The organism is Streptomyces sp. NPDC050610 (assembly GCF_040654875.1).
GTDB lineage: Bacteria > Actinomycetota > Actinomycetes > Streptomycetales > Streptomycetaceae > Streptomyces.
The window spans coordinates 281,382-300,084 of sequence record NZ_JBFAIV010000005.1 but is presented as its reverse complement, the minus strand read 5'-3'; the positions used below and the strand labels follow the sequence as shown (position 1 = coordinate 300,084).

Annotated in this window: 14 protein-coding genes; 9 read left to right on the top strand and 5 right to left on the bottom strand. The window is 71.1% G+C overall.

Annotated features, from left to right (window positions below):
• Positions 1–190 precede the first annotated feature (190 nt).
• Genes AB0I22_RS09165 through AB0I22_RS09155 form a run of 3 tightly spaced genes read left to right on the top strand, consistent with a single transcriptional unit; the run spans position 191 to position 3,481 of the window.
• Positions 191–1,513, top strand: a complete 1,323-nt coding sequence (locus AB0I22_RS09165; protein WP_363130035.1) for a sugar ABC transporter substrate-binding protein — start codon at positions 191–193, stop codon at positions 1,511–1,513.
• Positions 1,510–2,559: a sugar ABC transporter permease gene (locus tag AB0I22_RS09160; protein ID WP_363130034.1), complete on the top strand. Its 1,050-nt coding sequence runs from the start codon at positions 1,510–1,512 to the stop codon at positions 2,557–2,559. The genes AB0I22_RS09165 and AB0I22_RS09160 overlap by 4 nt, the downstream gene beginning before the upstream one ends.
• Positions 2,552–3,481 (top strand): carbohydrate ABC transporter permease, encoded by a 930-nt coding sequence (locus AB0I22_RS09155; protein WP_363130033.1) that lies wholly within the window; start codon positions 2,552–2,554, stop codon positions 3,479–3,481. Before AB0I22_RS09160 ends, AB0I22_RS09155 begins: the two co-directional genes overlap by 8 nt.
• Positions 3,482–3,546: 65 nt before the next feature.
• Here the strand turns inward: AB0I22_RS09155 and AB0I22_RS09150 are convergent, their stop codons facing one another.
• Positions 3,547–5,805 (bottom strand): RICIN domain-containing protein, encoded by a 2,259-nt coding sequence (locus AB0I22_RS09150; RefSeq protein ID WP_363130032.1) that lies wholly within the window; start codon positions 5,803–5,805, stop codon positions 3,547–3,549.
• A 609-nt stretch (positions 5,806–6,414) separates the two neighbouring features.
• Complete coding sequence (locus tag AB0I22_RS09145) at positions 6,415–6,897, bottom strand: ribonuclease (protein WP_363130031.1); 483 nt, start codon at positions 6,895–6,897, stop codon at positions 6,415–6,417.
• A 163-nt stretch (positions 6,898–7,060) separates the two neighbouring features.
• On the opposite strand from AB0I22_RS09145, the gene AB0I22_RS09140 reads away from it, so the two are divergent.
• The 4 genes from AB0I22_RS09140 to AB0I22_RS09125 all read left to right on the top strand — a co-directional run bounded on the left by AB0I22_RS09140 (position 7,061) and on the right by AB0I22_RS09125 (position 11,898).
• Positions 7,061–9,442: a glycoside hydrolase family 95-like protein gene (locus AB0I22_RS09140; RefSeq protein WP_363130030.1), complete on the top strand. Its 2,382-nt coding sequence runs from the start codon at positions 7,061–7,063 to the stop codon at positions 9,440–9,442.
• Positions 9,443–9,694: 252 nt separating this feature from the next.
• The gene (locus tag AB0I22_RS09135) at positions 9,695–10,333 is read left to right on the top strand and encodes an XRE family transcriptional regulator (RefSeq protein ID WP_363130029.1); all 639 of its coding nucleotides are present in this window, start codon (positions 9,695–9,697) and stop codon (positions 10,331–10,333) included.
• Positions 10,330–10,776 (top strand): DUF6126 family protein, encoded by a 447-nt coding sequence (locus AB0I22_RS09130; protein WP_363130028.1) that lies wholly within the window; start codon positions 10,330–10,332, stop codon positions 10,774–10,776. The genes AB0I22_RS09135 and AB0I22_RS09130 overlap by 4 nt, the downstream gene beginning before the upstream one ends.
• Before the next feature lie 129 nt (positions 10,777–10,905).
• Positions 10,906–11,898, top strand: a complete 993-nt coding sequence (locus AB0I22_RS09125; protein WP_363130027.1) for an alpha/beta fold hydrolase — start codon at positions 10,906–10,908, stop codon at positions 11,896–11,898.
• Positions 11,899–11,998: 100 nt separating this feature from the next.
• On the opposite strand, the gene AB0I22_RS09120 is transcribed toward AB0I22_RS09125, so the two are convergent.
• Positions 11,999–12,817 (bottom strand): AIM24 family protein, encoded by an 819-nt coding sequence (locus tag AB0I22_RS09120; RefSeq protein ID WP_363130026.1) that lies wholly within the window; start codon positions 12,815–12,817, stop codon positions 11,999–12,001.
• Positions 12,818–13,095: 278 nt separating this feature from the next.
• Here AB0I22_RS09120 and AB0I22_RS09115 point away from each other — a divergent pair, with 278 nt between their 5' ends.
• Both AB0I22_RS09115 and AB0I22_RS09110 read left to right on the top strand, forming a co-directional pair.
• Positions 13,096–15,042, top strand: a complete 1,947-nt coding sequence (locus AB0I22_RS09115) for a beta-N-acetylglucosaminidase domain-containing protein (protein WP_363130025.1) — start codon at positions 13,096–13,098, stop codon at positions 15,040–15,042.
• A 147-nt stretch (positions 15,043–15,189) separates the two neighbouring features.
• The gene (locus AB0I22_RS09110; protein WP_363130024.1) at positions 15,190–15,849 is read left to right on the top strand and encodes a transcriptional regulator; all 660 of its coding nucleotides are present in this window, start codon (positions 15,190–15,192) and stop codon (positions 15,847–15,849) included.
• A gap of 225 nt (positions 15,850–16,074) precedes the next feature.
• On the opposite strand, the gene alc is transcribed toward AB0I22_RS09110, so the two are convergent.
• Both alc and allB read right to left on the bottom strand, forming a co-directional pair.
• Positions 16,075–17,217: an allantoicase gene (gene alc / locus AB0I22_RS09105; RefSeq protein ID WP_363130023.1), complete on the bottom strand. Its 1,143-nt coding sequence runs from the start codon at positions 17,215–17,217 to the stop codon at positions 16,075–16,077.
• Positions 17,214–18,566 carry an allantoinase AllB gene (gene allB, locus AB0I22_RS09100; protein WP_363130022.1) on the bottom strand — a complete coding sequence of 451 codons (1,353 nt, stop codon included), beginning with the start codon at positions 18,564–18,566 and terminating at the stop codon, positions 17,214–17,216. The genes alc and allB overlap by 4 nt, the downstream gene beginning before the upstream one ends.
• Positions 18,567–18,703 lie beyond the last annotated feature (137 nt).

Below are 18,703 nucleotides of genomic sequence, written 5' to 3'. Positions count from 1 at the left end.
CCCTGGCCTGAACATATCGCTGCGCGGAGTCTTGACGCGACCTTCTCTCACTACTTAACTCACGGTTTGAATTAAGGCACGAAAGGGACACGAAAGAAGCACGGAACGATTCAGCTCACGAAATGCGGCTCTTGAAAAAGCGATGCCATCGGACACCGGACCCAACCACCCTTGAGAGGGGCCACCGACCATGCGCAGAACCCGGGCCACCGCAGCCGCCACCCTCGCCGCCGCCCTCGCCGGAGCCGCCACCGGCTGCGGCGGCGGCGGCTCCGCGGGAGGCGGCGGCAGCAGCAACGACAACCCCGAGCAGCTGACGTACTGGGCCAGCAATCAGGGCGCGACCGTCGAGGAAGACAAACGGGTGCTGATCCCCGAGCTCAAGAAGTTCCAGCGGCGGACGGGCATCGCCGTCAAACTCGAAGTGATCCCCTGGAGCGATCTCCTCAACCGCGTGCTCGCCGCCACCATTTCCGGCCAGGGCCCCGACGTCCTCAATATCGGCAATACCTGGTCCGCCTCGCTCCAGGCAGGGGGCGCGCTGCTGCCCTTCGACGACGCGGCGTTCAAGGCCATCGGCGGCAAAGGCAGGTTCGTACCCTCGGCGCTCGCCGCCACCGGCACGGCGGGCAAGGACCCGGCGGCCGTGCCGCTCTACTCCCTCGCCTACGGCCTTTATTACAACAAGAAGCTCTTCGAACAGGCCGGGATCGACGCCCCGCCCGCCACCTGGGACGAATTGGTGGCCGACGGCAGAAAACTCACCGGCCACGGCCGTTGGGGCCTCGCCATCGAGGGCGCCAGCTACTCCGAGAACTCCCACCACGCCTTCGTACTCGGCAAACAGCACGGCGCGGATTTCTTCGACCGCGCCGGCAGACCCCGTTTCGACTCGCCCGGAGCGGTCGCGGCCGTGAAGCAGTTCGTCGATCTCCTCGGCAAGGACGGAATCGTGGCCCCGGGCAATGCCGAATACGCCACCCAGCGATGCGTACGGGATTTCGCCGCCGGAAAGGCCGCCATGCTGATGTGGCAGTCCGCGGCCGGCGCCCTCAAGGCGCACAACATGACCCCGAAGGATTACGGAGTGGCGCCCGTGCCCGTACGGACCAAGGGCGCCACCGGCGGAAAAGGCGTCAACTCGATGGTCGCGGGGATCAATCTCGCCGTATTCAAGAACACCGACAACCACGACGGCGCGCTGAAATTCGTGGAGTTCATGACCTCGACCGAGGAGCAGAAGCGGCTCAACAGCAGTTTCGGCGCGCTTCCCCCGGTGAAGGAGGCGCAGCGGGACAAGGCGTTCGCCACGCCCGATCTCACCGTGCTCCGCGAAACGCTGGCCAAGAGCGCCGCGCCGCTGCCCATGGTGCCCGAGGAGAGCCAGTTCGAGACACTCGTGGGCACGGCGATGAAGGAGCTGCTCGCCGACGCCGCCGCCGGCCGCAAGGTCGGCGAGGCGAGCGTCAAGGAGCGGCTCGCCAAGGCCCAGCAGCAGATGCCCCCGCGGTGAGCCGGGTCAAGAGCCGGGCCGCGAGCCGGAGCGAGCGCGGGACCCGGGACGAGAGCAGGGACCGGGGCGGAAGCGGGCCTCGGGACGAGAGCGGGAGCCGAGGCACAAGCGGGACCCGGTTTCGCGCCGTCGTCGCCCGGCTGCGCCGCGTCGGACTGCCCTACCTCCTCCTGCTGCCGGCCCTCGTCCTCGAACTCCTCGTCCACCTGGTCCCCATGGCCGTCGGCGTCGTGATGGCGTTCAAGGGCCTCACCCAGCAGTATCTGCGCGACTGGACCACCGCGCCCTGGGCCGGGCTCGGCAACTTCCGGATCGCCGTCGACTTCGACGCCCCCGTCGGCGCGGCCCTGCTGCACTCCTTCTGGGTCACCTGCTGCTTCACCGTCCTCGCCGTCGGCCTGGCCTGGCTGCTCGGCACGGCGGCGGCGGTGCTGATGCAGGACCGGTTCCGCGGTCGCGGCCTGCTGCGTACGGCCTTCCTCATCCCGTACGCGCTGCCCGTCTACGCGGCCGTCATCACCTGGTCGTTCATGTTCCAGCGCGATACGGGGCTCGTGAACCATGTGCTCCACGACCAGCTCGGCATCCTCGGCTCCCCGCCGTTCTGGCTGATCGGCGACAACAGCTTCGCCGCGCTGGTGACCGTGTCCGTCTGGCGGTCCTGGCCGTTCGCGTTCCTCATCCTGACGGCGGGGCTCCAGAACATCCCGCGCGAGCTGTACGAGGCGGCCGCCATGGACGGCGCGGGCGTCTGGCAGCAGATCCGCCGGATCACCCTGCCCTCGCTCCGCCCCGTCAACCAGGTGCTGGTCCTCGTGCTGTTCCTGTGGACCTTCAACGACTTCAACACGCCGTATGTGCTCTTCGGCAAGTCCGCCCCCGAACCCGCGGACCTGATCTCCATCCACATCTACCAGTCGTCGTTCGTCACCTGGAACTTCGGTTCCGGCGCGGCCATGTCCGTACTGCTCCTGCTGTTCCTCCTCGTGGTGACGGCCGGGTACCTGCTGGCCACCGCGCGCGGCAGAAAGGAAACCGATGGGTGACACCGCGCAGTACTGCCCGCAGCACGCCGTTCGGCACCGCTCCCCCGACGCCTGCCGCGACGCCGTGCGGCGCCGCTCCCCCAACGCCCCGCCCCGCTCGTTCCTTTGGACCCGGCGGATCGTTCTCACGCTGCTCGCCGTCTTCGCGCTCACCCCCGTGTACGTGATGCTGAGCAGTTCGCTCAAGCCGCTCAAGGATGTTCAGGGCGCGTTCAGTTGGATTCCGAGTGGCTTCACTCCGCGCCCGTATCTCGACATCTGGCACACGGTGCCGCTCGCGCACTACTTCATCAACTCCCTTGTCGTGGCGGTCTCTTCGACGCTGTGCGCGGTGGTGGTCGCGGTCTTCGCCGCCTACGCGATAAGCCGCTACCGCTTCGCGGGCCGCCGCTTCTTCTCCGTCACGGTGCTCTCCACCCAGATGTTCCCGGGCATCCTCTTCCTGCTCCCGCTCTTCCTGATCTTCGTCGGCATCGGCAACACCACGGGGATCGCGCTGTACGGGTCGCGCGGCGGGCTCGTCCTGACCTACCTGACCTTCTCGCTCCCCTTCGCCATCTGGATGCTCATCGGGTACTTCGACTCGATCCCCCGCGACCTCGACGAGGCGGCGCTCGTCGACGGCTGCGGGCCGATCGGGGCGCTGCTGCGCGTCGTCGTGCCGGCGGCGGTGCCCGGCATCGTCGCCGTCTGCGTCTACGCGTTCATGACGGCCTGGGGCGAGGTGCTCTTCGCCTCGGTCATGACCAACGACACCACCCGCACCCTCGCCGTCGGCCTCCAGGGGTACGCGACCCAGACCGACGTCTACTGGAACCAGGTGATGGCCGCCTCACTGGTCGTCAGCGTTCCGGTGGTCGCCGGATTCCTGCTCCTCCAGCGCTACCTCGTCACCGGGCTCACCGCCGGAGCCGTCAAATGAACCGCCGGATACGCGCGCGGCGCGCAGGGTGAACGAGATACGCGCGTATCCGAAACAGCCTGTCTTCAGGGGTAGTTGACGAGATTCGCCACGCTGCGAGAGGAATTCGAGGGCCCGCCGGCGCCGTTGATGATGTGGTGGATCGTTCCGGTGCCGCCCAGCGACACCGTCACCATGTCGTGGAACCTGACCCCCGGTGCCCGCGGCACCTCGAAGGCGTGCTCCGCGGCGACGGCGGGGTTCACGTTGAAGAAGCAGTAACTGCCCAGCCCCCACGCCTCATGGCGGGTGACGGAGTCGGCCACCTTGTACGCCGCGTAGCCCTTGGTCTTCCCGTTCATCCACGCGCCTTGGTCCGGCGGGTCGTACGGCATCTCGTTCTGGAAGAAGTACGTGCGTCCGCCGTCGCCGTTCCAGACGGTCTGGTGCTTCTGGTAGTGCTCGACGAACAGCCCGTACATGGTGACGTCGGCGCCGTTCACGATGAGCCCGTTCGCGGCGGTGTTGGTCTTCCAGCCGACGCCGTCGCCGTGGTCGGCGCGCCACAGCCACAGGTGGTCGCCGATGACATCGGAGCTGTTCACGACCAGGCTCTCGGCCGCCTTGCCGACGCCCGCGCCGCCGATCCGGAAGAACACGTCGTGCAGTGACGTCGGGTTCGCGGTGTGGCGCCTGGCGGAACCGGCCGGGCCGACCTCCATCAGGACGGGCGACTCGACCGGGCCCGCGTCGATGAGCAGGCCCGCGATCTTCACCCCGTCGACGTCGCCGACGGACATCGCTGTGACGCCGCGGTCGGGGACGAGGGTCGCCAGGCCCAGCCCCAGCACCACCGTGTCGGGCCGGGTGACCTCGATCGTCCGGTCGAGGTGGTAGACGCCGGGCGTGACCAGCAGGTCCTTGCCCTGGGCGAGCGCCGCGTTGATGTCGGCGGCGGTGGCCCCCGGCTTCACGACGTAGAACCGGCTCAGCGGCAGTGACGAACCCGGCTGCGCGCCGCCCGCCCAGGTGGTGCCCCGCGTGCCGGTGCGCAGTGCGGGCACGAAGACCTGGTACGCGCCGCTCTTATCGATGTAGAGGAAGGGCTTCTCGCGGACGACGGGGGTGCGGTCGACCCTGGTGTACGCGGGGTCGGGGAAATCGCCGGCGGGCGCGTTGCGCGCCCCGACGAAGACCATGTTCCAGTTGGCGCGCGTCCAGCCGCCCCACTCGGTGTTGCGGGAGATCCACTGCTGCTGGGTGCCCGGCAGCACCTTCCCGTCGACCTTGGAGTCGGCCATGAACCCGCCGCTCGCCCAGCCGCCGTCATCCAGCCGCAGGTCGCCGCGGACATGCATCCGGCGGTACGGGGCGGCCTGCGACACGGCCCAGCGGTCCGCGCCCGAGGCGGGGGTGACGGACAGGTTCTCGGCGCCGCGCCAGAAGTTCTGGGTGGCGTTGCCCTGGAACCAGTCGGCCTCCGCGTGCACCGCGCCCTTGATCGTGACGTCGTCGGGCGAGAGCCCGAGCCCGGCCACCTGGGTGTAGAAGCCGACGTTGGCGTCCACGTCGTACGAACCGGGCTTGAAGAGCAGCGCCTGGCGCGCGCCGCCGAACTGGCTGCTCTCCTGCCGCGAGAACACCCCGTTGAGCTTGGCCTGCACGGCGGCCCGCGGCATCGAGAGGTCGAAGACGCTCACATTGGGGCCGAGGTCGGGGGTGCCGGGCGGCCGGCCCAGCGTGCCGAAGACGAAGGACTGCGCGGCGGTGCCGTTGCAGGTGCGCTGCTGGAGCTGGACGCTGTCGCCGGTGGCGGCGCCGGGCACGTCGAGGCACTTGCCGCTGTGGCGGTTGACGAAGTGGTACGAGCCGCCGGACTCGGCGACGGTCCGCCACTGCTGGTTGCCGCCCCCGCCGTACGCCCAGAGCCGCACCGGCGCGCCGACCGCGGCGGACACGTCGGCCACGTCGGTCACGTCCCAGGACCGCGCGTCGTCGCCGCGGCTGCCGACGCGCTGGTATCCGTCGCCGACGGCGGTGAGCCGCCACTGCTGGGCGGCGGTGCCGTTGCAGGTGTACTGCTGTACGGCCGTGCCGTTGGCGGTCCCCGCGCCGCGCGCGTCCACGCACTTGCCGCTGCCCACGCTGACGACGGGCGTCCAGTCGGTGGGGGGTGCGGCGGAGGTGGCGAGGTGGGCGGCGGGGGTGGCGGGTTCAGGGGCGGGGACGGCGGGCGCGGGGGCGGCGGGTGCGGCCGCTTGGGGGGATGGGGCGAGTGCCGTGGGCGCGGTTGCCCGGGGCGTGGCAGCGGCCGGGGTCAGCGGCAGGAGCGCCGCGAAGGTCATGGCCACCGCCGCCGGTACGGCCGTGAGTGACCACGCCCGTCTCCGATGGGGTGGAGCAGGAGTTGCGTGTGGGTACGTCACGGCGGGCTCCTCGGCAGGGCGGTGGCCTTGTCTGCGTTGTTGGCATGCACCTGACAGGCTGACAGGCCGTCCAGTGCACAACGCCGCCGCGTCGAGGCCCTTATCCACACTCATTTCACGACTTAGCCCATCGGCCTCGCCCATCCGCTTCCGCTTCCGCTTCCTTCATGGGTTAATCCAGGGCTTAATTCACTACTTAATTCACGCCTTAATTCACGCCTTGATTTAACTCATGAGGTTCTGGAGCGTCAAGAGTCACGGAACGCCCCCAGTTCACCCGGCGCGGCGCGGTACGGCGCGGTCCAGCACGACGCGACGAGATCCAGCACGACCGACGAAGCGCGCCGCATCGCAGCACCGCATCGGGGGACCGCAGCCGGGCGCCGCACCGCAGCACGGAACAGCACTGCACGGCGCGACACACGAGGGCGCGGCAGAGCAATGGCGCGGCGCACGATGACACAACGCAAGACGGCGGCCGCGTCGCGATCGGAATCCCGGAGCGGCCGCCGAATGGGTGACGGTTGATCAGCAGCTGTAGTCGACCTCGTTGAAGCTGCGGTAATGGTCGGAGGTGTAGTAGTCCTCCTGCTTCTTCTCACCGGCGACGATGCGGCGTGCGCCCCGGTCGGGTGAGCCCGGCGTGATGACGGTGTACTCGTGGTAGTAGCCGCTGGACTGCTTCGGCAGCAGCCCTTCGCGGTTGGAGAAGACGGTCCCGTCCTTCGGGTACGGGAAGGGTCCGCCGGCCTTGATCAGGTCGAGGGTGTCGTGGGCCTGGCTCGGCAGCGCCTTGTAGCAGACGGTTCCGACCGACTTCACGGCGGCGGAGTGGGCCGCCCGGGCGACCGCGTTCGCCGGAGCCGCCACGGCCGCCGGAGCGGCCGCGGCCGTGGGGGTGACCGTAGGCGCGGCGGCCGAAGTGGCCGCGATGGCGGGCGAGGAGACGAAGAGGGCCGAGGCCAAGGCGGCGACGGCGCCGATGCGGGTGATGTGTGGGGGGATTCGCATGTATCCCAGCATGACGCGCGTAGACCGGGACATGTCAATGCCAAGTAATCGATGTTTCCCATCCGTTCACACGAAAACCGGAGACGTCGGAGGTCTAGGCGCGAGACGCACTCGGGCGTCACCATGCCGGAGAGGTTCAGCATTGCGAACTGGAGGCAGATACGTGACCGGACTTCCTCGCAGATCCTTCGTCGGCACGGCCATCGGCACAGCCCTCGGCGTCGCCGCGGGCGTCGGGACCACGGGCTCGGGCACCGCGTGGGCGACATCAGGCACCGCCCGGGCCGCCTCGAACACCGCGTGGGCCGCGCCGGGCGCCGAAGGCCACGCCGCCGGAGGCTCGTACAAGGATGTGCACGAGAGCGCCGTGCGCGCCGCCGCCCTGCGCTGGCGGGCGCTGCCCGCGAGCTGGCGGGAGGGCCCGTTCCTCGCCGATGGATTCCTCGGCTGCCAGGTCTACCGGGGCGAGCGTCCGTCCACGCTCACCGTGATGATCAGTCACACCCAGGCGCAGGACGAGCGCGGCCGGTGGCGGGCCGGTACGGGGTACGCGCGCATGCCCATCGGCTCTTTCACGCTCACCCTGGCCGGGGAGATCACCGCCGTCGACTGGACGCTGGACCTGTGGGACGCCGAGCTGCGCGGCACGGTCACCACCACCCGCGGCAGCCTGCGGTTCTCCGCGCTCGTCCACAACTCCCGCTCCACGCTGCTGATCTCCACCCGGCCGAGCCCCGGCGAGGAGGCCGCGGCCTGGACGTTCGACTGGCTGACCGCGGCGACCACCCGCAACACCGACGACCGCACCGGGTACACGCCCAACCCCGACCCGCGCGTCGGGACGGCCGGCGGCACGCACTTCGTCGAACAGCCGCTGCTGGCGGGCGGCGGCTGGACCACCGCCTGGCGCGAGCGCCGCACCGGCACGGGCCGGATGTTCGCCGCGCACCTCGCGCACCGCTTCCCGGGCGACACGGCGGAGACGACGCGCCGGGCCGTACGCGAGGTCGCCCACGCACTCTCGGCCGACCCGGACGAACTGATCGCCAGTCACCGTGCCTGGTGGCACCGCTACTTCCGGCGCAGCTTCCTGTCCGTGCCCGACAAACGGCTCCAGAGCTTCTATCTGATCCAGCTCTACAAACTGGCGTCCGCGACGCGCGCGGACGGCCCGGCGCTGTCGGAGTGGGGCCCGTGGTTCCCGGCGGTGGGCAACAACTGGACCGCGCTGTGGTGGAACCTCAATGTGCAGATAGCCAGTTGGCCGATATACGGCTCCAACCATCTCGAACTGGACTCGGTGACCGGCGCGTTCCGTCGCTTCGAGAGGAATCTGGAGCTGTCGGTGCCGGAGGAGTACCGCGACGGGCGCAGTTACGCGCTCGGCCACCCCTCCGACTGGCAGCTGCGCCCCGGCGCGTGGACCGTGGGCGTACCCGGCACGGACCACATCTCCGACAACTTCGGCAACCTCACCTGGGGCCTGCACAACGTCTGGCTCGCCTACCGGCACTCCATGGACCGCCGCGCACTGCGCGACGTCCTCTTCCCGATCCTGGCGAAGGCGGTCAACTACTACGCCCGCTTCCTCCACGAGGGCCCCGACGGCAAGCTGCACCTGCCGATGACGCGCTCGCCGGAGTACGCGAACGCCGCCGACTGCACGTACGACCTCTCGCTCATCCGCTGGGGCGCCGCCACCCTGCTGGAGTCCGCGCGGCTGCTGCGCGTCCCGGACCCGCGCGCGAAGCAGTGGCGGGCGATCACCGAGCGCCTCGTGCCGTACGCGCGGGACCCCGAGGACGGCGTGATGATCGGCGCGGGGGTGCCGCTCGCCGGCTCGCACCGGCACTTCTCGCACCTGCTCTGGCTCTATCCCTTGCGCGAATCCACCTGGGAGCGGAGCGCCGACCGCGCGGTGATGCGGCGGACGTTCGACCACTGGACGAGCATGCGCGACGCGTGGCACGGCTACAGTTTCGCGGCGGCCTCGTCCATGTGCTCGGTGATGGACACCCCCGAACAGGCCCTGGATTTCCTGACGTTCTTCACCGACCGCAATATCGTCGCGGACACGGAACTGCTGCCGAACACGATGTACCGGGAGGGCAAGAACTTCGCCCTGGAGACGCCGCTGACCGCCGCGCAGTCGCTGCTGGACATGGCGGTGCAGAGCCACGGCGGCGTGGTGAAGGTGTTCCCGTCCGTCTCGCGCCGCTGGTCCGACGCCTCGTTCGCGTCGCTGCGCACCCAGGGCGCGTTCCTCGTGGACGCCGACCGCGGCCACGGACGTACGAACTGGGTACGCGTCCACAGCGAGGCCGGGGCGCCGCTCGTGCTGGACCACGGGATGCGGGGCGACCTGGACGTACGGCGCGAGGACGGCCGCCGGCTGCGCTGGCGCCGGGTCGGCGCGGGCCGCATCGCGGTGGAGCTGCGGCGGGGCGAGACGGCGCTGATCACCAAGCGCGGGCAGCGCGCGCATCCGGGCCCGCGCGACGTACCGGCGAACGGCGAATCGGCCCCCTGGGGGCTGCCCGGCTGATTCGGCGCGCTTCGTCTGATTCCGCGACGCGGGCCGCCGGTTTCGCGACCGATTCCGCGACGCGGGCCGGCCGGTTCCGCGACCGATTCGCGCTGGTTCCGCGACACGATTCGACTGGTTCCACGACGCCGGTCGACTGATTCCGCGACACGATTCGGCCGGTGCCACTCTGCGGCGGCTGGTTCCGCTCGGTGTCTTTGCCTGTGAGGCAATACTTTTGCCGCTGAGGCACGACCGGGCTATACCGGACACATGACCATCCAGTCCGACACCGAGGGCGCGGGCCCTGCCGACGACGTGCCCGCCGTCGCCCCTCAGCTCCGCGCGCTGCGCAAGCGGAGCAATATGACGCTGGAGCGCGCGGCCCAGCGGGTGGGGCTGTCGCCCGCCCACCTGTCCCGGCTGGAGACGGGGCAGCGGACGCCGTCCCTGCCGATGCTGCTGGCGTTGGCACGTACGTACGGGACCACGGTATCCGACCTGCTGGGCGAAGTCCCGGCCGAGCGGGACCCCATCGTGCGGGCCGACCGGATGGAGCCGCAGGAGGCGGCCGGCTGGACGTACTGGCGGGCCGGCGGCTCGGGCCGCGCGATGCAGGCCCTGCGGCTCCGGGTGCCGCAGGGCGAGGGCCGGCAGGAGTCGCTGGTCAGGGTGCATCCCGGCGAGGAGTGGCTGTACGTGACCGAGGGCCGGCTGCGGCTGACGCTCGGCGAGACGGTCTACGCGCTGGGCCCCGGCGACGCGGCCCACTTCGACTCGCTGACCCCGCACCGGATCGCGGCCGCCTCGCCGGGCGGTGCGGAGCTGCTGTTCGTTCACACGCTGATGCAGAGCGGGGTGGCCGAGCTGTGCCTCGGCGACGTCGCGCAGGCCAGGAGGGGAATGCCATGAGCGATGCCACGCGGGACCTCGAAGCGGAGCGGGTCACGGGCTCCGGGACGGTGCCAGAGGCCGCGGGCGCGGAGGCGACCCCGAAGGCCGCGGGTTCCGAAGCGCCGGTGAGGGCCGGGAGCGCGGAGCCGACCGGAGCCGCCGAGTCCGCTCAGAGCGCCGCGACGCCTGCTGAACCTGCCGAGAGCACTGGCCCCGCCGAGAGCACCGGCACTATCGAGGGCGCTGCGCCCGCCGAGGGCGCCGGTCCCGCCGAGGGCGCCGACGGCTCCGTACAGCCGTCGGCGGAGAAGACCGCGGAGAAGGTGCCGGAGCAGATGGTCGAGGAGGACCGGGCCCCGATGGCGTTCACGATCCGGGTCTTCATCTACCTGGTGGCGGTCCACTTCATCGTCGGCTTCTTCTTCCTGATCTTCTACCTGGCCGGCGCACGGTCCCACTAGCCGACCGGGCGGTCCGGTCGTTCACGGCGCGCGGGTCGGACCCCGGGGGCCGCACGGCAAGGTGGTTCTGGGTCCACCTCTGTAGGGGTGCTGGACCACTGGTGGGGCGAACGGGCCGTTCATAGCGTTGTGTTCATGATGGATGACACGAACGAAGAACGAAAAGGTGCCACCCGGCGGACGGCGCTGCGTGGGCTGGGACTCGTGGTGGGTGGCACGGCGCTGGCCACCGGGCTCGGAGCCTCGCCGGCCGCGGCGGCCCCGCGTCGCAGGCTCGGAACTTACGTGCTGGTGCACGGTACCCACAGCGCCGGCGCGTTCTGGATGCCGATCGCGCGGGAACTGGGGCTGCGCGGCCACCGCGTCGTCATGGTGGACCAGCCGCGGCACGGCGCGGAGGCTTTCGTGGCGGAGTCGTACCAGCGGCAGGACCTCGCAGCGATGGCGGTCGAGCCCTCCCCGCTGAAGGGCCTCGGGCTGGACGACTACGAGGCGCGCGTCACGGGCATCGTGCGGCAGGCCGCGCGGAACGGCCCGGTGGTGCTTGTCGGGCACAGCCTGGGTGGCGTATCGGTCAGTCGTGTCGCCGACGCCGTCCCGCACCTGCTGCACCACATCTGCTATATGGCGGCCTTCTGTCCCAGCCGCGTCCTGCCCACGGCGGACGCCTGCACGGCGGCGCCCGAGAACGCGAACGCCGTCAGCCCGGTGGAGCTGACAGTGGGTGACCAGGACCGGCTCGGGGTATTGCGGCTGAACTTCCGTACGGGTGTCAGCGGTGAGTTGGCCCTCCTGAAGGAGATGATCTGCGCGGACTACCCCGATCCCGACTTCCGCCGGTTACTGGCCGGCATGCAGACCGACGAGCCCGCCGCCGCCTATGCGGGCCGAGCGGTCGGCCGGGCCGGCACCTGGGGACGCGTTCCCCGCACGTACCTGCGTTTCGGCAAGGACCGTACGATCGCCACCGCGCTCCAGGACAGAATGATCGCGGAAGCCGACGCGTCCACACCCGGCAACAGCTTCCGCGTGCACGACTTCCCCGGGGCGTCACACGTCGGCCCGCTGGATCCCACCCCGGTCGCGGACGTCCTGGACACGCTCGCAGGGCAGAGGGGCTAGGGCCTGTGCGGCGGATTATGTGACCTTCTAATTGACCGCTCATTTGTGGCCTTGGTCAGGTCATGCGTCGGGGGGGATCTGACGATCCGCCGGACAGGGCCTAACCCGCGTGCGTGGAGAACAGTCCGCCGGTCGGTCCCTGCTTGTCGCCGCCCTGCGCCTTCTTGAGCGCGTTGGCGAGGCCTTCGATGGTCAGGGACTGGAGGATGACGCGGCCGTCGCCCTCCAGCGTGGCGAGGGAGAGGCCCTCGCCGCCGAATACGGCGTTCATCAGCCCCTGGCGGTTGAGTCCGCCGATGCGCTGCACGCCGTAGTGGATGCCTTCCTCGAAGGCGACGATGCAGCCGGTGTCGACCTCGATCTTGCCGCCGAAATCGGCCGGGTTGAGGTCGATGAAGTTTCCGGCGCCGCAGATGACGACGGTGCCGCGGCCGGTGAACTTCTCCAGGATGAAGCCCTCGCCGCCGCTCATGCCCTGCCGTCCGCCTTGGAAGGCGATGCCGAACTCCACGGTCGACTCGGCGGCGACGAAGGCGTCCTTCTCGGCGAACCAGGCGCGGTTCCCGTCCAGTTCGAGGGCGCGCATCTCGCCGGGCAGTACGCCCGCGAAGCCGACGGTGCCTTCGCCGCCGGTGGAGGTGAAGTACTGGAAGGCGAGCGATTCGCCCGCGAGGGCGCGCTGGCCGACCTGCATCGCGGTGCCCATGGCGCCCCGCAGCATGCCGCCGAGCCCGCCGCCGCCCGCGCCCGTACCGCCGTCCTGCTGCCCGCCGCCCGGTCCGGAGAGCCGGGTCTCCATCGTGACGTTCGCCGTCTTGAAGAGGAACTTTCCGGCCTCGCAGTAGACGGTCTGGCCGGGTTCCAGGGTGCAGACGGCCATCTGCATGGCGTTGCCGACGATCTCTTGCCGCAAGGTCACAGCAGGTTCTCCTGACGGGTCATGAGGGAGCACGAGCACACATCGAGCGAATGGGGCGCGGCGGAGCCACCCCACCCAGCGGAGTCGCTCCCCAGCAGCGGAGCCACCCCGCCCAACGGACCAAACGACGAATCCGACGGATTTGGTTCCGCGCTCCGGCGACATCGCCGCATACGGCGTGCACAACCATTGCCACGCGGTGTGATGTCGATGAATCATGCACCGAGTCTGCTGCGCACGCGCCACAGGAAACCTCGTTCACCCGAGAGGACCACAGGATGCTCAGAACGCGCCAGGCGGCGGTCGCCGCCCTCGCTCTCTCCCTCGCAGCTCTGCCCCTCAGTACCGCCGGAGCGACGGACCGCGGCGACCGCGGCGGCGGGAGCACGTCCGCCGGCCCGGCCGCCTCGTCCGCGCCCGGGATCACGCCTACGCCCCAGTCCGTACACGCCCGCCACGGCGGCGTGACGATCACCCGCACCGTCGACCTCGTCACCGGCCCGAAGGCCGATCCGGCCGCGGTCGCGCTGGTGCGGCGCGCCCTCGAACAGGCCGGCGCGCACCGCGTCGAGCTACGGTCCGCCGCCCGCCCGGGGCGCCTGGCGGTGTACGTGGACGGTCCGTCGGCGGCGAAGGCGCTGCGCGGCCTGGGGGCGCGCGGCACGGCCGGGCTGCCCGCCGAGGGGTACGCGCTGGTCATCGGCAAGGGCCGGATCGCGCTGGCCGGGGCCGACGCCACCGGCACGTACTACGCCGCGCAGTCGCTGCGCCAGCTGCTCCCGCACACCCGACACCCGTACGCGCACGTCCGTGGCGTCACGGTCCGGGACTGGCCGGCCACGCCGCTGCGCGGGGTCATCGAGGGCTTCTACGGCACCCCGTGGTCGCACGAGGCCCGCCTGGAGCAGCTCGACTTCGACGCCGCGCACAAGATGAACATCTACGCGTACTCGCCCAAGGACGACCCGTATCTGCGCGCGAAGTGGCGCGACCCCTACCCGGCGCCGCAGCTCGGCCAGTTGAAGGAGCTGGTGGACCGGGCGCGCGCCGACCATGTGGAGTTCACCTACGCCCTCTCCCCCGGGCTGTCCGTCTGCTACAGCTCGGACGCCGACGCCAAGGCGCTGACCGCCAAGTTCGAGACGCTGTGGAACATCGGGGTGCGGACCTTCGCCGTGCCGCTCGACGACATCAGCTACACGAAGTGGAACTGCGACGCCGACGAGAAGAAGTTCGGTACGGGCGGGGGCGCGGCCGGGGCGGCCCAGGCGCAGCTGCTCAACCGTGTGAACCACGACTTCATCGCCGCGCACAAGGGGGCTCAGCCCCTGCAGATGGTGCCGACGGAGTACTACGACATCAAGCCGTCCCCGTACAAGAAGGCGATCGCCGACCAGCTCGACCAGAACGTCCTGGTCGAGTGGACCGGCGTCGGGGTGATCGCGCCGACGATGACCCGCGCGCAGGCGAAGACCGCCCGAAGCCTGTTCGGGCATCAGATCCTGACCTGGGACAACTACCCGGTCAACGACTATGTCTCGGACCATCTGCTGCTCGGTCCGTTCAACGGGCGCGAGAAGGGACTGGCGGGGGACCTCGCCGGGATCACCGCCAACCCGATGGTCCAGCCCGCGGCCTCGAAGATCGGGCTCTACACGGTCGCCGACTTCGCCTGGAACGACCAGGCGTACGACGCCCGCACCTCGTGGAACGGCGCGCTGCGCGAGCTCGCCGGCGATGACGCGCGCACCGAACGGGCGCTGCGGGCCTTCGCCGACGCCAACTACGGCTCCCGGCTCAATCCGCAGCAGTCGCCCGAGCTGGCCGCCGCCTTCGGAAAGTTCTGGAAGAGCGGCGATGTGCGGCGGCTGGACGCGACGCTGCGCGCGCTGCGGGCCGCGCCCGACGTGCTCCGCGCCCGGCTGGCGGACCGCGGGTTCATCGACGACGCCGGGCCGTGGCTGGACTCGACGAAGGCGTGGGGCACGGCCGCCCGTACGGCGCTGGCCATGGTCGACGCGGTGCGCGACGGCGACCGGGCGACGGCACAGCGGCTGCGGCAGCGGCTGTCGGGGCAGGTCAAGACCGCCAAGTCGTTCGTCTATGTCGACTTGAACGGCAAGCGGATTCCGGTGGTCGTCGGCGACAAGGTGCTCGACGCCTTCGTGGACAAGGCCGTCGCGGAGTACGACGCGGGCCGCTTCAAGGGAGCCGGCGCGCGCTGACGGTTCCTGCCGGGCCGTCGCGGCAGGGGCGATTTCACTCCCCTGCCGCGACGGCTTTCGGCTTTTCCGTCCGGTGTGCTGAGGATTGTCAGTGGCTTCTGGGAGCCTGGGGGCCGGTTGCCGTCCACGGCGCAGGGAGGCGGAGCGATGGCTCGTACAGCTGAGGAGATCGTGGCGGGGGCGGTACGGGAGCTGGCCCCGGACACCGCCGCGAACCGCTTCGTGCCGCAGGTCGCCGAGGGCAAGGCGCCGCGCGAGGCCATCGCCGCCTTCGCCCTGGAGCAGCACCACATCATCACGAGCGACCGGCGCAGCTTCCATCAGCTGGCGCTGCGGGCGGCGGCGGAGCCGTCGACGTCGCCGTTCTTCGACGCCCTCGCTCAGGGCGAGACCGTGGCCCTGGAGCGGCTGGGGTCGCTCATCGCCGCCTGCGGGCTGGATGACGCGGCGGTACGGGCGTACGAGCCGCGGGCCGGCTGCCAGGCGTATCCGGCATACGCGGCATGGCTCGCGCTGCACGCCGAACCGGCGGACGTGGTGATCGCGCTGGCCGTGAACTTCGCGGCATGGGGCGACTACTGCGCGACCATGCGGGAGGCGCTGCGCGAGCAGTACGGCTTCGGGGCCGAGGCGTGCGGTTTCTTCGACTTCTTCGCCGAGCCCGATCCGAAGGCCGCCGAGCAGTGCCTGTCCGCCGTGCGGGCGGGGCTCGACGCGGGCCGGGTCACGGAGCGGCTGGCGCACCGCTACGGCCGCCTCCTCCAGGAGTACGAGCTGATGTTCTGGAACACGCTCGCGGGGGCGTGACGCCTGGCCGGCGAGTCCGCGTCGTATGCACGGATGCACATATCTGCGCATCCGCGTGCCTGGCCGCCTCTCTGTCCGCCGGGCCGTTCCGTGGCCACTTCATCCCGCCATCCCGTTACTTGGCGGTCTCGTCGTCCCGCCATCCCGTCGCTCGGCGGTCCCGTCGTTCGGCGATCGAGGCCGCCCTGCCCGCCTCGGAACCGCCCGGCGTGCGGTGCGGGCGGGTCAGCCGCCGAGTTCGCGGTGGCGGGCGGCCAGGCGGCGGGCGCCGTCGGCCGTGAGGGAGCCGTGGGCGCGCAGCCGGGCGATGCCGCCGTCGGGGAAGATGTCGATGCGCAGGTGAGTGGCGGCGGGGGCGGCCGGCAGCGGGAAGCGGTGCGCGGTGTCGGGCTGGAGGCGGGTGCGGGGCAGGATCTCGGTCCAGCCGGCGGTGTGGTCGGCGGGGTCGGCGCCGGTGGCGGCGTCGAGCACGTACAGGGCGGCCCAGCCCGCGGCGTTGCCCTTGAGATAGGCCGTGTCGATCTCGACGGCCTTGATCAGGCACTGTTCGGTGAGGCGGTAGCGCACCCAGTCGTGGCCCTGGTCGCGGCGGCGGCGCGTCTCCCAGCCGTCGTCCATTTTGCGGGAGCGGCCGGGGCGGATGGAGTTCAGCGGCGGGGAGTAGAAGCGGTCGGAGGCGTCCTCGGCGTGGCCGCCGTTCTCCAGCGCGGCCGTGTCGAAGGTGCCCAGGGCTGTCAGCCAGCCGGGGTCGGGGGCAGGTTCGCCGTGTACGCGCAGCCGGGCGACGCCGCCGTCGGGGTACTGGCGCAGGCGCAGGTGGGTGAGGCGCCGCCCGGCGTCGACGGCGAAGCCGTTGGCGGCGTGGCCGCCGACCGGGGTGCGGGGGACGAGCACGTGCCACTTCACGTCGTCGGCGAGGAGTTCGGCGGCCGACGGCGCGCCTTCGACGGCCGTGCCCTCGACGCTGACGGCGCCGGGGTAGTTGCCGCGGAAGTGGGCGGTGTCGACCACGAGGCCGCGTACGACGCCGGGCGCGCCGAGCCGGACGAGCGCCCAGTCGTGGTCCTCGTCCGCGGGGTGCGGGGTCTCGGCGGACGGGCCGCGGCGGCGGCGGGTCTCCCAGCCGTCCATGACCTTGCCCTTGTGGCCGAAGTGGTGGGGGTCGAAGCGCGGGGTCTCGGGCCGCAGCAGGTTCTCGCGTTCGGCGAAGAACTCGTCGTTGGCGGCGACGACCCCCGAGCCCAGCAACCGGTCGGCCAGGTTGGGCAGTTGGGTGAAGGGGAACGCGGCGGTGCGGTAGTCGGCGTAGGGGTCGCCGCCGCCGTAGGGCGCCGCGTCGCCGGTGTAGTGGGGGATGCCGGTGCTCATGCGTGCCGCGTCCTTTCGAGGAGCCGGCCGGTGGGCGCGGTGGGCGCTCCGCCGTCGGCGATCTTGTGGCCGCGCAGCCAGGTGGACCGTACGACGCCGTGCAGGGTCCGTCCGGCGTAGGCGGTGATCCGGTTGCGGTGGTGGAGCGCGGCGGGGTCGACGGTGAAGGCGTCCTCGGGGGCGAGGACCGCGAAGTCGGCGTCGCGGCCCGCCGCGATGGCGCCCTTCCTGTCCAGCCCGGCCAGTCGGGCCGGGGCCGTGGACATCCAGCGCGCGACGTCGTCCAGGGTGTGGCCGCGCCGCCGGGCCGCGGTCCAGACGGCGGGCAGGCCGAGCTGGAGGGAGGAGATGCCGCCCCAGGCGGTGTCGAAGTCGCCGGTGTCGGGGTGTTTGAGCTCCGGGGTGCAGGGCGAGTGGTCGGAGACGACGCAGTCGATCGTGCCATCGGCGAGCCCGGCCCACAGCGCGTCCTGGTTGGCCGCTTCACGGATGGGCGGGCAGCACTTGAACTCCGTTGCCCCGTCCGGCACTTCCTCCGCCGCGAGGGTCAGGAAGTGCGGGCAGGTCTCGGCGGTCAGCCGGACTCCGGCGCGCTTCGCCTCGGCGATCAGGGGCAGCGCGTCGCTGGAGGAGAGGTGCAGTACGTGCACCCGGGCGCCCAGTCGGGCGGCGAGCGCGATGAGGGTGGTGACGGCGTCGTTCTCGGCGGCGCGCGGCCGGGAGGCGAGGAAGTCGGCGTAGCGGCGGCCGGTGCGCCGGGGTGCGCTCTCCAGCCGGTCGGGGGCTTCGGCGTGCACGATGAGCAGCCCGCCGAAGCCCGTGATCTCTTCCATGGCGGTGGCGAGCTCGCGCTGGTCGAGCGCGGGGAACTCGTCGACGCCGGAGGGTGAGAGGAAGCACTTGAAGCCGAAGACGCCCGCGTCGTGCAGGGGGCGCAGCGCGCCGGTGTTGCCGGGGATCGCGCCGCCCCAGAAACCGACGTCGATGTGGACCGCGCCCGCCGCGGCCCGCTGTTTGATCAGCAGGTGATCGGGGCTGGTGGTGGGCGGGAGGCTGTTGAGGGGCATGTCAATGAGGGTGGTGACGCCACCCGCGGCGGCGGCGCGGGTGGCGGTGCGAAACCCCTCCCACTCGGTGCGGCCGGGGTCGTTCACATGCACATGGGTGTCGACGAGGCCAGGGAGGAGGGCGGCGTCGCCGAGGTCCTCGGTACGGGCTCGGGGCGGGGCGGCGGTGTCGTAGGGCAGTACGTCCGTGATGTGGCCGTCGGCGACGGCGACGGCCGCGGCGCGCGTTCCCTCGGGTGTGACGACGCGCTTCGAGCGCAGCAGCAGTTCCGTTTCGGGCATCGGTCCCCTGTCCTGTGTCCTGTCTGTCTAGCGCTCTCTCCCTGCCCCCGTCGCTCTCCCCGCCCCCGTCGCTCTCTCCGACACGACCGCCTTCAACGTTCTGTTGAAGGCGTCGGCTTGGGGCGCAGTCTCCAATC